The organism is Glycomyces sambucus (assembly GCF_900102815.1).
Taxonomy (GTDB): domain Bacteria; phylum Actinomycetota; class Actinomycetes; order Mycobacteriales; family Micromonosporaceae; genus Glycomyces; species Glycomyces sambucus.
Genome location: NZ_FNGF01000009.1, coordinates 68,797 through 82,128 on the forward strand (window position 1 = coordinate 68,797; position 13,332 = coordinate 82,128).

Annotated in this window: 12 protein-coding genes; 8 read left to right on the forward strand and 4 right to left on the reverse strand. The window is 73.4% G+C overall.

The window, feature by feature from the left end; genetic code table 11:
- Positions 1-36: 36 nt before the first annotated feature.
- A complete protein-coding gene (locus BLS99_RS23420) occupies positions 37-1,074 on the reverse strand; it encodes a LacI family DNA-binding transcriptional regulator (protein WP_091054159.1) in 1,038 nt (345 codons plus the stop codon).
- 352 nt (positions 1,075-1,426) lie between these two features.
- Here BLS99_RS23420 and BLS99_RS23425 point away from each other — a divergent pair, with 352 nt between their 5' ends.
- The 4 genes from BLS99_RS23425 to BLS99_RS23440 all read left to right on the forward strand — a co-directional run bounded on the left by BLS99_RS23425 (position 1,427) and on the right by BLS99_RS23440 (position 4,438).
- Entirely contained in the window at positions 1,427-2,245 is an 819-nt protein-coding gene (locus BLS99_RS23425; RefSeq protein WP_176953503.1) for an SGNH/GDSL hydrolase family protein, read from the forward strand.
- A gap of 183 nt (positions 2,246-2,428) precedes the next feature.
- Complete coding sequence (locus BLS99_RS23430) at positions 2,429-3,241, forward strand: SGNH/GDSL hydrolase family protein (protein ID WP_091054161.1); 813 nt, start codon at positions 2,429-2,431, stop codon at positions 3,239-3,241.
- 98 nt (positions 3,242-3,339) lie between these two features.
- Positions 3,340-3,753, forward strand: a complete 414-nt coding sequence (locus BLS99_RS23435; protein ID WP_091054162.1) for a YchJ family protein — start codon at positions 3,340-3,342, stop codon at positions 3,751-3,753.
- A 106-nt stretch (positions 3,754-3,859) separates the two neighbouring features.
- The gene (locus BLS99_RS23440) at positions 3,860-4,438 is read left to right on the forward strand and encodes a TetR/AcrR family transcriptional regulator (RefSeq protein ID WP_218126820.1); all 579 of its coding nucleotides are present in this window, start codon (positions 3,860-3,862) and stop codon (positions 4,436-4,438) included.
- Here BLS99_RS23440 and BLS99_RS23445 read toward each other — a convergent pair whose 3' ends face one another.
- On the reverse strand, positions 4,439-7,363 hold the full coding sequence (locus tag BLS99_RS23445) for a DUF4132 domain-containing protein (protein ID WP_091054164.1): 2,925 nt from the start codon (positions 7,361-7,363) through the stop codon (positions 4,439-4,441).
- A gap of 49 nt (positions 7,364-7,412) precedes the next feature.
- On the reverse strand, positions 7,413-7,874 hold the full coding sequence (locus BLS99_RS23450) for an Lrp/AsnC family transcriptional regulator (RefSeq protein WP_091054165.1): 462 nt from the start codon (positions 7,872-7,874) through the stop codon (positions 7,413-7,415).
- Between the two features lie 80 nt (positions 7,875-7,954).
- On the opposite strand from BLS99_RS23450, the gene BLS99_RS23455 reads away from it, so the two are divergent.
- Together BLS99_RS23455 and BLS99_RS23460 are read left to right on the forward strand one after the other, a co-directional pair.
- Positions 7,955-9,244, forward strand: a complete 1,290-nt coding sequence (locus BLS99_RS23455; RefSeq protein ID WP_091054166.1) for an APC family permease — start codon at positions 7,955-7,957, stop codon at positions 9,242-9,244.
- Positions 9,245-9,421: 177 nt separating this feature from the next.
- Positions 9,422-10,162, forward strand: a complete 741-nt coding sequence (locus BLS99_RS23460; protein WP_091054167.1) for an SDR family NAD(P)-dependent oxidoreductase — start codon at positions 9,422-9,424, stop codon at positions 10,160-10,162.
- A gap of 49 nt (positions 10,163-10,211) precedes the next feature.
- Here BLS99_RS23460 and BLS99_RS23465 read toward each other — a convergent pair whose 3' ends face one another.
- The gene (locus tag BLS99_RS23465) at positions 10,212-11,486 is read right to left on the reverse strand and encodes a riboflavin biosynthesis intermediates N-glycosidase (protein WP_218126821.1); all 1,275 of its coding nucleotides are present in this window, start codon (positions 11,484-11,486) and stop codon (positions 10,212-10,214) included.
- Between the two features lie 107 nt (positions 11,487-11,593).
- Here BLS99_RS23465 and BLS99_RS23470 point away from each other — a divergent pair, with 107 nt between their 5' ends.
- Together BLS99_RS23470 and BLS99_RS23475 are read left to right on the forward strand one after the other, a co-directional pair.
- A complete protein-coding gene (locus tag BLS99_RS23470; protein WP_091054168.1) occupies positions 11,594-12,136 on the forward strand; it encodes a hypothetical protein in 543 nt (180 codons plus the stop codon).
- A gap of 171 nt (positions 12,137-12,307) precedes the next feature.
- Positions 12,308-13,309 carry a TerC/Alx family metal homeostasis membrane protein gene (locus BLS99_RS23475; protein ID WP_091054169.1) on the forward strand — a complete coding sequence of 334 codons (1,002 nt, stop codon included), beginning with the start codon at positions 12,308-12,310 and terminating at the stop codon, positions 13,307-13,309.
- Positions 13,310-13,332 lie beyond the last annotated feature (23 nt).

Consider the following 13,332-nt stretch of genomic DNA (forward strand, 5'->3'; position numbering starts at 1 on the left):
GTCAGGTCCGGGACTGTCGTCGGCCCCCAGAGCCCGTCAGTGCCTCGGCGGGACCGCCGAGTCGCGGACGACGAGCGTCGTCGCCAACTGCACGTGGTGGGAGTCCGGGACCTTGCCCGCCGCCAGGTCGATGACCGTGCGCGCGGCGACCCGGCCCATCTGGCGCAGCGGCTGCTTCACGGTGGTGAGCGGCGGCTCCATCCACATCGCGTTGTACGTGTCGTCGAAGCCGACCACGCTGAGGTCGCCGGGGACCTCCAGGCCGCGGCGCCGAGCGGCGCGGATGACGCCCACCGCGATGCTGTCGCTGGCGGCGAACACCGCCGTCGGCGGCTCGTCGAGGTCGAGCATCCGGTCGGTGAGCACCGCGCCCGTCTCGGCCTCGAACTTGCCCGAGCCCATGAGCGCCGAATCGAGTTCGAGCCCGGCGGATTCGAGGGCCTCGCGGTAGCCGTGCAGGCGCTCGCGCGCGGGCACCGACTGCACGGGTCCGCCCGCGAAGCCGATCCGGCGGTGGCCCAAGTCGAGCAGGTGGCGCGTGGCCTGCACACCCCCGGCCCAGTTGGTGGCGCCGAGGCTGGTCACGCGCTCGTCGAGCGGGTTGGCGGGGTCGATGACGACCAGCGGCAGGTCGGCCTGCTCGCACGCGGCCATCTCCTCGCCCGTCAGCTCGGCGGTCACCACGACCAGGCCCGCCGCGCCCTGCGCGGCGATCTCCTTGATCCGCGCCGTCCCGAGCGGCACCCCCTGGCCCGGCCCGCCCTCCTCAAGGGAGCTGGTGACCACTTCCACGCCGAGGTCCCTTGCACCGCTGATGATCCCGTCGAGGACGTACACCGCGTACATGTTCAGGATGGTGTCGAACACGACGTGGATCGACTGCGGCCCCGGCACTTCGCGCGGTCCGGTGGTCGGGACGTAGCCGAGGTCGGCGATCGCCTCGCGGACCAGCCGCCGGGTCTCCTCGGCCACCCCGGGGCGGCCGTTGAGCACCTTCGAGGCGGTGGCCTTCGAGACGCCGGCGCGCTCGGCCACCTCGGAAAGCGTCGCGCGGGGGCGGGCCGTCTCGCTCATGTGCTGCACCTCGTCGCTGTCGGGACCGTTCGGGTACCGACATTCTATCCATGCCGGAAACAGTTTCCCGCGTTCCCAGTCCCGGTTCGCCCGCACCCGGGAGATGACGTGGTGATATGAGGTCGGCGTTCGGTGCTGTCGGCCGGAGGTCGAAACCGCGCCGGAACTGCGCCGAAAACATTTTCTACGCTCCGGGCGGGCATCCACACGGTTCTATCGCCTCCTCCGGAAAGCACTGTCACACACCGTTCCTATTGCGACACAATGGACTTCGTTGCCTATAATGACGCGTCCCTCCGGTGGGGCCGTCCGAACGACGCCCCGCCGGTCCTCTCGACCACAAGGAGACCCTGTGTCCTCCAGTGAAGGCAAGACCTCCCGCGTGCTCGCCCGCGCGGCGGCCGTCGCGGCCGCCGCCGGCCTCGCCGTCGCCGGGCTCGCGGGCCCGGCCTCGGCCGACGTCACGATCCAGCAGTACGTCGCCCTCGGCGACTCGTTCGCCTCCGGTGTCGGCGCCGGCGACTACCTCGCCGACGACGGCTGCTACCGCTCCGCGAACGCCTACCCCAGCCAGGCCGCGACCGCCCTCGGCGAGCGCCTCTGGTTCGAGGCGTGCTCCGGCGCCAAGATCGAGGACGTGGTGGCGAACCAGCTCGGCCACCTCTACCGGGTCAACACCGAGCACGTCACGATCGGCGTGGGCGGCAACGACGCCGGGTTCTCCTCGGTCCTCGGCGCCTGCGCCGGGACCGACACCGCCCTGTGCCAGGCCGCGATCACCAACGCGCGCAGCATCATCACCGACTCGCTCCCGGCCGAACTCGACGACCTGTACACCATGGTCGAGAACCGGGCCTTCTCCGCCGAGATCGTCGTCGTGGGCAACCCGCGCCTGTTCGCCGAGACCGCCTGCGCCGGCGCGCTCGCGATCACGCCCGAGGAGCAGGCGCTCCTCAACGACACCGCGGACCTCCTCGCCGAGACCACCGCGGCCGTCGCCGCCGACCACGGCTTCGACTTCGCCGACCCGCGCGCGGCCTTCGACGGCCACGGCGTCTGCTCCGCCGACCCCTGGATCCTCGGCTACACCGGGAACCTGGAGTCCTTCCACCCCAACGCCGCCGGCCAGGACGCCTACACCGACGTCGTCCTGCCCCTGCTCGACTACTAGGCACGCATGAGGGCGGCCCGCGGAAGACCTCCGCGGGCCGCCCTCGCGCCTGCGGGTGTACCCGCATTCTGGACGAAGGCCCATAGAATGACGGCACCAGCGGCGGGGGACCCCACCCGACAGTGCAACTCGACAGTGCTACGTGCCAGTTGACAACCGCCGCGCGGCAACCGAAGGAGACCCATGTCCAAAGCACCCCGCAAGGGCCGCATCCTCATCCGCCTCGCCGCCGCGGTCGCGGCCGCCGGCATCGGCGCCGCGGCGCTCGCCAGTCCCGCCTCGGCCGACTGGTGGAGCCCCAGGTACGTCGCGCTCGGCGACTCGTACGTCTCCGGCGTCGGCGCCGGAGACTACGAGGACACCACCTGCTACCGCTCCGCGAACGCCTACCCGGTCCTCGCGGCCGAGGCGACCGGCGCGAAGCTCTCGTTCGACGCCTGCTCCGGCGCCCGCGTCGAGGACGTCGTGGCGAACCAGCTCGGCAACCTGACCCGGCGCACCAGCGAGGTCACGATCGGCGTGGGCGGCAACGACGCCGGGTTCTCCTCGGTCCTGGGCGCCTGCGCCGGGACCGACACCGCCCTGTGTCAGGCCGCGATCGCCAACGCGCAGACCGTCATCACCACCACGCTCCCCGCCGAGCTCGACGACCTGTACACCCAGGTCGAGGACCTCGCCCCGCGCGCCGACGTCACCGTCGTCGGCAATCCGCGCCTCTTCAGCGGCGCCACCTGCGCCGGCTCGCTCGCCATCACCCCCGACGAGCAGGCCCTGCTGAACGAGACCGCCGACCTCCTCGCCGAGACCACCGCCGAGGCCGCCGACGACCACGGCTTCGCCTTCGCCGACGTCCGCGACGCCTTCGCCGGCCACGAGATCTGCACCGCCGACCCGTGGATCCTCGGCTACACCGGCACCGTCGAGTCCTTCCACGCGAACGCCGCCGGCCAGGCCGCGTACGCCGAGGTCGTCACCCCGTACCTCGAAGGCTGCTAGCGGCCGTCCGAGCGAACGGGCCGGACGACGGCCCGATCCGCGACCCCTCGGCCCGGCCCGCGCACCCCGCGCGGGCCGGCCCGGGGGAGAATCCCCGGATGCCGCGACGTTCCCGCAAGCCCGCCCGCCCCGCCGCCTGCCCCTGCGGCTCCGGCGAGACCTACGCCGCCTGCTGCGGGCGCCTCCACTCCGGCGCCGCCAAGGCCCCGAGCGCCGAGGCCCTCATGCGCTCGCGCTACAGCGCCTTCGCCGTCGGCGACGAGGCGTACCTCCTGCGCACCTGGCACCCCGACACCCGCCCCGAACGACTCGACCTCGCCGCCGACGACCGCACCTGGACCGGCCTCGACGTCCTGGATGCCACCGGCGGCACCGCGCTCCACACCACCGGCACCGTCCGCTTCCGCGCCCACTACACCGACGCCGACGGCCCCGGCTCCCAGACCGAGCACAGCACCTTCCGGCGCCTCGGCGCCGACTGGCTCTACGTGGACGCCCTCGCCTTCGAATGACCGGCCCGCGGCCCTGCCAAATCATCGAATACTTGTCGATTCGTTAACAGGTGTCTAACCTCGTTTGGTGAGTTTCGACCCTCCGTCACCCGCCAAAGACCGCCGGGTGCGACGAACCCGCGCCGCACTCCTCGGCGCCGCCGTGGCGCTGGTGAGCGAGCGCGGCACCGCGAACGTGCCCGTCTCGGACATCGCCGACGCGGCCGGCGTCAGCCGCCAGCTCGTGTACCTCCACTACGGCGACCGCGACCGGCTGCTCCTGGAGGCGGCGCTCGACCTGGCCCGCCGCGAGCTCGCCGAGCCCTGGCAGGCCGCCCCCGAGACCGCGATCGGCCGCGGCCGGGCGCTGGCGATCTCCCGGCACTTCGCCGCGCACCGGGCGTTCTACGGCGCGATGTTCAACAGCGCCAGCGCGTTCGCGCTGAACCGCGAGGTCAGCGGCCTGCTGTCGCCCATGCGGAGCGAGTCGATGCGGGCCCGCTTCGGGGACGTGCTGCCCGCTCAGCTCGACGCCGACCTCGCCGCGTTCATCACCGGCGGGATCGGCGCCGTCATCTACCTGTGGGTGACCGAGGGCGAGGGCCCGCTGGACGCGGAGGCGATGGCCGACCGCCTGGTGGCGGTCGGCGACCTGCTCAACGCCGCGCTGGAGCACCTGCCCGGGGTCGCGCGGGCCGCCGAGTAGCTACTCCTTGGCGGTCTTGGCGAGGTCGGCGACGACCTCGCTGAGGACGACGGGATCGATCCCTTCAGGGAACGTGACCTCCTCGACGACCTGGACGGCCTCGGCGTCGAAGTAGGGGCCGCCGCCGAACCCGGGCGCCAGCGTCATGCGGACCGCGCCGCCGCCGGGGAGGCGCCGTTCGAGGGCGTTCGTCCAGTTGTCGGTGCGGACGGCGGTCCAGGACCCGCGGGTGAGCCCGTGGAGGGGCCCGGTGCGGGCCTTGCGGCCCGCGAACCGGGTGAGGCGGCCCGCCGCGGTCTCGGCGGGGGTCGCGGTGTGCGCGGGCCGCGCGAGCTGGTCGAAGGGCTGGAGCACTTCGTAGTCGGCGAGGTGCCGCACCCAGGCGGGGAGCGCGTCGCCGAGGAGGACGGGGTGCGAGAGGCGGACCGGGGCGTCGTCGGGGAGGTCGATCGCGTCGTCGGCGAGGTCGGCGAACGTGCGGTCCTCGGCGATCCGGAACGCGACGGGACCGGACTGCCAGACGAGCCGCCGCGCGATCTCGCCGAGCAGCGGGTGCGCGACGAGGCGGGTGCGGAACTCGCCCGCACGCCACGTGCGGCCGTCGACCATGGCCCGTTCGAGGCGCTTGACCTGCTCGGCGGTGAGCGAGGCCGGGCCCGTCTCGGGGACGAGGCGGTCGGCCAACTGCTCGGCGTCGAGGCCGAGTCCGGCGGCGACGAGTTCGACCTGGTGCACCGCGGCGGCCTTGACGGCCTTGGAGCCGCGGAAGCGGGTGAGGCGGTGGACGGCGCGCAGGGCCTCCTCGGACTCGATCGCGCCGAGCACTTCGAGGCCGTTGAGGGCCCGCTTGGAGTGGTTCTGGTCGGGCCAGGCGCGCACGAGCGCTTCGAGGCGCGCCACGGCCTCGTCGTCGGCGAACCGGGCGAGCTGGGTGAGCGCCCACGCGTCCTTGGCGGGCGCGTCGTTGATCTCCCAGGATTCGAGGACGGCCCACGCGAACGCGCTCAGGCTCGCGGGGTCGCAGTGCTCCTTGACGATGTCGACGCCGGCGTAGGGGATCGCGGGCGAGTCGAGGGCCATGGCGCCGACGACGTGCGCGACCGCCTCGCGTGGCAGGCGCTCGCGGCCGCCGCGCAGGAGCACGGGCATGCGCAGGACGGGCTCGGCCCACTCGGGGACCTTGGGGGCCTTGCGGCCGTCGAGGTCGAGGGGGTCGACGGCGAGGATCTCGGCGACCGACGCGACCGCGGCCTCCCCGTGCGGGGCGACGGCGGCGAGGACCGCGTCGCCGCCGAGGCGCCGGGCGACGTCGCGGAGCACGGCCTCGGCGGCCTTGCGGGGCTTGGCGGCCCTGCCGACCGCGTCGGGGGCGAGCCAGCGGGCGGCGTCGGCGCCGTGGCGGTCGAGCCAGTCGCCGACGCTGAGGCGGGTCGAGCGCAGGCGCACGAGCCAGTCGGCGGCGATCCGGGCGGCCGCGGGCCCGGCGAGCGGCGGGAGGACCCGGTGCTCTTTGGCGGACTTCGCTAGGGACGCAAGGGCTTCGGCGGGGTCGCCGGTCTCGGCGAGCTGCCGCTGCGCGCCGTCGGGGCTGTCGCGCCACCGGTCCCGCTCGCCTTCGCGCCAGCGCAGACCGTCCTCACTGAGCGGCTCGATGTCCACCACGAGCTTCTTCCGCTTGGCGGCCTTGCGCGTCCACGGCGGGCCCGCCAGGAACGCGGGGAGCGCAGCGGCCTCGGGCGGCGCGTCCGCGAGGGTCACGAGCCGGTCGATCGCGTCCGCGACGTCGGGTTCGGCGACCGCCCGCGCGGCTTCGAGCAGGGGCACCGTCGCGACGAGGTGCGCGTACCGCGACCGCATCGACGGGTCGGCGTCCGCGGCGAGTCGCGCGATCAGGCGGAGGGTGCGGCGCGGGAAGCGCTCGGCGGCGGCGCGCACGAGCGGCCCGGTGCGCTCGGTGACGAGGTTCGCGAGCAGGTACGACACGGCCGCGTCGTGCGGGAGCCCGGCGATCACCTGGTGGATCGACCGCTTCCCCTGGTACTCCCTGGTGCCGGCCTCGACCGAGGCGACGAGCATCGGCGCGCACGCGGCCCCGAACGACTCCACCATGGTCGCGACGGCCGGGGAGTGCCCGCCGATGTTGCGGTGCACCGCGAGCCCGGCCTCGTGCAGCTCCTCCATCGAGTCGACCACGCCGGCGAGCCGGTTCTGGTCGGCCCACGTCGTCGCGTCGCGCTCGCGCCAGTCGGCGCGCGCCTCCGCGGCCCAGTCGCGCTCGGTCGGCATGACGTAGGCGCGGACCAGGCGCTGGCGGTGGTTGCGGCCGTAGGGCTCCAGCAGCGGGCGGAACCCCCGGTACTCCTCCTCCGGCAGTGCCGACAGCCAGGTCCTGAGCTGGCGGCACTCGGTGCCGCGGCCCCACTCCGCGCCGACGGGCGCCGCGGGCGCCCACTGCACGGCCGGCACGTCCTGGCGCCACGCCGACCGCGAGTACGCCTTCCCGTGCTGGTTCACGATCCGCAGCTCGCACTGCCGCATGAGCGCGTGCGCCGCGAACCCGATCCCGTGCTCGTCGGTCCAGGCGTCGAGCTGGACGTACCGCCGCGACACGTCCCACAGGCTCGTGACGGCCGCCGCGGTCTCGAAGACGGCCGCCGCCCCGAGCGGGTCGGCCTCCCCGTCCAGGTACGCCCGCATCGCCGCCGCGATGCCGGTCTCGGTCTCGGCTGACGCCACCGCGTCGCCGATCGCCTCCGCCGCGAGGTCCCGCACGGTCCGCCAGTGCGCGGGCATGTCGGGGTCCGGTTCGTACGCGCGCGCGGACGGGAACCCGCGCCGGGGCGCGGGGTCGAGCGCGAACGAGCCCCGGTAGTCCAGCCAGGGCTTCGCGGGGTCGGGGTCCTCGTGCGGCAGTGCGTCGGTCATGGGGGACATTCTGGGCCGGGCGTGCTCACGCCGCGCTCACGGCCCGCGCTCACTCCTCCGCGAGGGGTTCGAGGACCCGGTCGTGGTCGCGGCCGAACACCATCGAGGTCTGGAACCGCGCGACCTCGGGCCTGGTGGCGAGGCGGTCGACCAGGAACGCGTGCAGCTGCTCGGCGTCGCGCACCGCCACGTGCAGGACCACGTCGCTGCCGCCGGAGACCACGAACAGCGTCACCACCTCGGGCCAGGACCCGACGGTCGCGCGGAACCCCTCGTAGATCGAGCGCTGGTGGCGGGAGAGCTGCACCGACACCAGCGCTTCGGCGTTGCGGCCCAGCGCCTTCAGGTCCACGTCGGCGCCGTAGCCGCGGATCACGCCGCGGCGGGTGAGCGCGCGGACCCGCTCCAGGGCCGTGGAGGGCGCGACGCCGAGGCGCCGCGCCAGCTCCCGGTTCGACAGCCGCGCATCCGACTGGAGGAGGCGCACGATCGACGCGTCGAGTTCGTCCATCCACGGATTATCGCCCCGATTCCGGCCGTGCGTTCGGCCGGACCCCGAGACCGCCGGACACTCGACTAGCTTTGGACCACATGACCGCCCGCCCCACCGGGTCCCTCGGCACCGCCCGCGGGACCGCCCTCTACCTCGGGGCCATCCTCGGCCCCGGCGTGCTCGCCCTCCCCGGCCTCGCCGCCGCCGCGGCCGGCCCCGCCGCGATCGTCGCCTGGGTCGCGCTCCTGCTCCTGTCGGTCCCCGTGGCCGCCACGTTCGCCGAACTCGCCGCCCGCCGCCCCGACGCCGGCGGGGTCGCCACCTTCACGCGGGCCGCGTTCGGCGACCGCGCCGCCGCCGTCTGCGGCTGGTGGTTCTTCAGCGTCATCCCCGTCGGCTCCAGCTCCGCGGCCCTCGTCGGCGCCGCCTACATCGCCGACGCCGCGGGGCTCGGCCCCGGCGCCGTGATCGCCATCGCCGCCGTCCTCCTCGCGACCGCGTTCGGCGCCAACCACATCGGGCTGCGCCTCTCCGGCGGCGCGCAGCTCGTCCTCATGGGCCTCCTCGCGGCGCTGCTCGCCGCCGCGTGCGCCGCGGCGCTGCCGCACTTCGACCCCGCGAACCTGACCCCGTTCGCGCCCATGGGCCTCCCCGGGATCCTCTCGGCCGCCGCGGTCCTGTTCTACGCCTTCTCCGGCTGGGAGGCCGCCAGCCACCTCTCGGGGGAGTTCCGCGATCCCGCGCGCCAGCTCCGGCGCGTCACCGCCGCCGCCCTCGCCGTGGTCGCGGCGATCTACCTCGCGCTGGCCGCCGCCACCGCCGGGGTCCTCGGCGCCGCGGCCGGCGCCACGGCCACACCGCTGACGGACCTGCTCGCGTACGCGTTCGGCCCGGCCGCCGCGCCCCTGACGGCCGTGTGCGCCGCGCTGCTCAGCCTGGGCGCCATGAACACGTTCATCGCCGGGGCCTCCCGCCTCGGCGCGGCCCTCGCCCGCGACGGCGCGCTGCCCGCGCCCCTCGCGAAGGGTCACGAGCCGGGACGCACCCCGCACCGCAGCCTCCTGCTCCTGGCCGCCCTCACCGGCACCGCGTTCGCCGGGTCCACCGCGCTCGGCCTCGGCCTGGACCAGCAGATGCGCGCCACCTCCGCCGTGCTCGCGGCCGTCACCGTCCTCGCGTGCGCCGCGGCCGTGCGGCTCCTGACCGGCCGCGCCCGCCGCCGGGCCCTGTTCGCCACCGCCTGCACGGCCCTCATCGCCACGGTCCTGGGCTGGTACCTGCTGCTGCCCCTGCTGATCGCGGGCCTCGCCCTCGGCTACCTCCGGCTGCGCCGCCGCCCCCGCGTCGCGCCGCCCGGGCCCGTGGACCCCGTCCCCGTCGAAGCCTGAGGCCGCGGACGGTCTCGTACCTCACCTCTACCAGGCGGAATGCGGTGCATCGCGTTAGCGTTAAGTCAGTTGATTGACTGATACGGAACCCAGTGAATCACCGGCCCCGGGCCCCGCCCGGGGGAATACTGCGACACGGGCCGCCGCACCGGCGGCCGGGATCCGAGGGGGAACCACATGGCTTCGCAAGACCGCTTCGCCGGCAGGACCGTCATCGTCACCGGCGCCGGATCGGGCATCGGCCGCGCCACCGCGCTGCGCCTCGCCGAGGAGGGCGCCACCGTCGTGGCCGCCGACGTCAACCAGGACAGCCTCGACAAGCTCGCCGCCGAGATCGAGATCCGCCCCGTCTCGGGCGACCTCACCTCCGGACCCGTCATCGACCAGGTCGTGGCCGCCGCCGGAGGCCGCATCGACGGCCTCGCCAACGTCGCCGGCATCATGGACGGCTTCCTGCCCGCCGCCGAGGTCGACGACGCCACCTGGGACCGCGTCTTCAGCGTCAACCTCACCGCCCCGCTGCGCCTCATCCGCGCCGCGCTCCCGGTCATGACCGCGAACGGCGGCGGCGCCATCGTCAACGTCTCCTCCGAGGCCGGCATCCGCGGCTCCGCCGCCGGCGCCGCCTACACCGCCTCGAAGCACGCCGTCGTCGGTCTCACCCGCCACGTCGCGGTCGTCTACGGCAAGGACGGCGTCCGCTCCAACGCCGTCGCGCCCGGCGGGGTCGCCACCAACATCGAGGCCAGCCCGAAGTCCCAGCTCGGCATCGAACGGCTCCAGCCGTACTTCGTCAACGCCGGCCAGCCCGCCCAGCCAGAGCAGCTCGCCGCCGCCATCACCTGGCTCCTCAGCGACGACTCCAGCAACACCAACGGGGTCGTGCTCGCCAGCGACGGCGGCTGGAACGCGGTCTGACCCGCAGGCCCGATGCGCCCGCTCCGGTCCGGAGTGGGCGCGCCGCGTCTCACCGGGCCGTCAGCAGGTGCCGCCGCGCCGTCATGAGCGCGAAGCCCAGCAGGTTCTGGCCCTGCCAGGTCCGCGGGTCCGCCGCGAGCGGGTCGTCCGCCGAGAGGCCGATGCCCCACACCGCGTCGTCCGGGCTCGCCTCCACCAACACTCGGTCCCCAGTGGACAGCAGGAAGTTCCGCAGCTCCCCGCGCTGGCCGAACTTCGCGATGCTGCCGCGCACCACGATCTGGAACCGGTGCCGCTCCCACACCGACAGGTCGAAGTCGGTCACCGTGCGCCCGATGGCCCGCGCCCGCTCGGGGTCGTCGTCGGCGAGGATCGCCGACGCGGCGAGGTCGTCCTCGAACAGCATCGCCTTCGACCACATCATGTAGTGCTCGGCCGTCGCGAAGCGCCGCCCGCCGACCCTGATCGGGGCCGGCCACCACTGGTCCAGGCAGCCCGGCGCGAGCCGCCCGCCGTGGGTCTTCACGTGGTCCCAGAAGAACAGGAACCCCGGGTCCGGCTCCGCTTCCGCCTCGGGCGCAACGGGGACCACGACCGCCGACTCGGCGTCGGGCCGCCGCTGGAACGGGCTCCACGGCACCGGCGCGGGCGGCCCTTCCTCCTCCTCAGTGGACTCCGGGGCCGGGTGCGGGGCGAACGGCAGGTCGATCTCCGGCGGCTCGTCGGGCGTGAAGGCGTCGATGAGCGCGTCGAGCTGCCCGTCGTCGTACCGCCGCTGGAGCACCCGCAGCGACTCGCACTCGTCGAGCAGCCCGCGGGTGGCGCAACTGAGCGCGTCGGCCACGTGCAGCGACTCCACGAACGCCGCGACCGCGGTGGCGCGCATGGTCTCCGCGTCCGTCGCCACCGCCTCCGCGAGGGACTCCGCGGTCCGGTACGTGCAGTACCCCGCGAGCTGCGGGAACGGCTGCGGCGCCCCGGCGGCCATGAACCCGGCCGTGACGATCCACCGCACGGTCCCCGCGACCAGGTTCGGGTTCCCGGCCACGTTCGCGGCCTCCTCGGCGGCTTTCGCGAAGTGCCCGAGGTGGCCGTGGCCGTCCATCGGCTCGGCCCCGGCCGTCAAGAGCCCCTTGAGCTCGTCGGCCAGCCGGTCGATGCCGACGACCGGCGGCTCGGGCTCGGCCGGGCCGAGATCGAGCCCTTCCAGGTCGGTCATGTAGTACAGCGTCCAGGCCCGGTCGGCCGGGCCCGGCGGGGGTTCCGCCTCGGGGAGCGGATCGGGGGCCGGCGGTGTCGCACCGCCGGATTCACTCGGGGGCATCGCTACAGCTTGTCAGGGTCGGGGCGCCGAGGCAATCGGGCCGGGGGCGCGTTCTTCCCGCGGCCGCCGCGCGTCGGTACGATGAGGACAGGTCCCAAGGAGCACTGATGTCCTCAGCCGAACTCAAAGCGATCGCGATGCTGCTCAGAGCCCGCAACGCGATCGACGAGCGCATCGCCGACGTCGTCGGGCGGCCCGTCGTCCACGGGCACCTCTCCGACTGGATCGCGGCCCAGATCTTCGACATCGAGCTCGAACCCGCGCCCAACAAGGCCATCGACGGGTTCTTCCGGTCCGGGCCCCTCGCCGGGCGCACCGTCAACATCAAGCACTACACCCGCAACCAGGGCATGCTCGACATGACCGACGCCGAGGAGCTCGATACCTACCTGGTGATGACCGGCCCGCGCAGCGCCGGTTCCAAAGGCGTGCACCGGCCCTGGGCCATCGAGCACGTGTTCCTGTTCGACGCGCAGGGCCTCTACGACGTGCTGCACGCCGAGATGCGCCGCATCGGCGACTCCACGAGCGTCCCCACCCGCTACTGGCAGCAGGCCGAGATCCACCCCGTCTCGCGCAACGCCAACTTCCCGCTCTCGGCCGAGCAGACCGCGGCCCTGGAGGAGTTCCGCTCCGGCCCCGGGGTCTGACTCGTGCCCGCTTCCTGACCGGACGTCCTGTTTCCATGCTGACCAGGGGATCGAGCCTCACCGGATGAGGGGTGCTCTTGGTCGTTGCCGCCGTTTGCCGTTAGGATTCGGGGCACTGACGGGTGATGTCAGCCCGCAGTCGTGATGATGGCAATCTGACGGAGGAGAAGCGTGCTGGAAATCAGCCCGATCACATGGGCCGTGACGATCGGACTCATCGTCGTTCTGCTGGCAGTGGACCTGCTGCTGGCGGCACTACGCCCGCACCACGTCGGATTCAAGGAGGCCACGGCCTGGTCGGTGTTCTACATCGCCGTCGCCATCCTGTTCGGCGTCTGGTTCGGCATGCAGTACGGCAACGCCGCCGGCACGGAGTACTTCGCCGGCTACATCATCGAGAAGAGCCTCTCGGTCGACAACCTGTTCGTGTTCGTCATCATCATGACGACGTTCGCGGTCCCCGACCACCACCAGCACAAGGTCCTCACGTTCGGGATCGTGCTCGCGCTCATCATGCGCGCCATCTTCATCGCGCTCGGCTCCGCGCTCATCAACTCGTGGTCGTTCATGTTCCTGCTCTTCGGCCTGCTGCTGGTCTACACCGCCATCCAGCTGTTCCGGCACCGGGACGAGGATCCGGACGTCGAGTCGAACCTCATGGTGCGCGGCGCCCGCCGGTTCCTGCCGGTCAGCGCCGACTACATCGGCGGGAAGCTCTTCGCGAAGGAGGCCGGCCGCCGGGTCGTCACCCCGCTGTTCATCGTGCTCATCGCGATCGGCTCGGTGGACCTGCTGTTCGCGCTCGACTCGATCCCCGCGGTCTTCGGCGTCACGCAGGAGGCGTACATCGTCTTCACCGCGAACGCCTTCGCGCTCCTGGGCCTGCGCGCCCTGTTCTTCCTGGTGAAGGGCCTGCTCGACCGCCTCGTCTACCTCTCGACGGGCCTGTCGCTCATCCTGCTCTTCATCGGCGTCAAGCTGGTCCTGCACTGGGCGCACGTGGACATCAACGAGGACATCCCCGAGATCGGGACCCCGCTCAGCCTCGGCGTGGTCATCGGCGTCCTCATCGTCGTGACCGTCGCGAGCCTCGTCAAGACCCGCGGCAACCCCGACGAGAAGGCGCACGCCGGATCGCTCTCGGCGACCAAGAAGAAGGAACCCGAGCAGTAGCGAGGATTCGAAGGGCCCCGGGG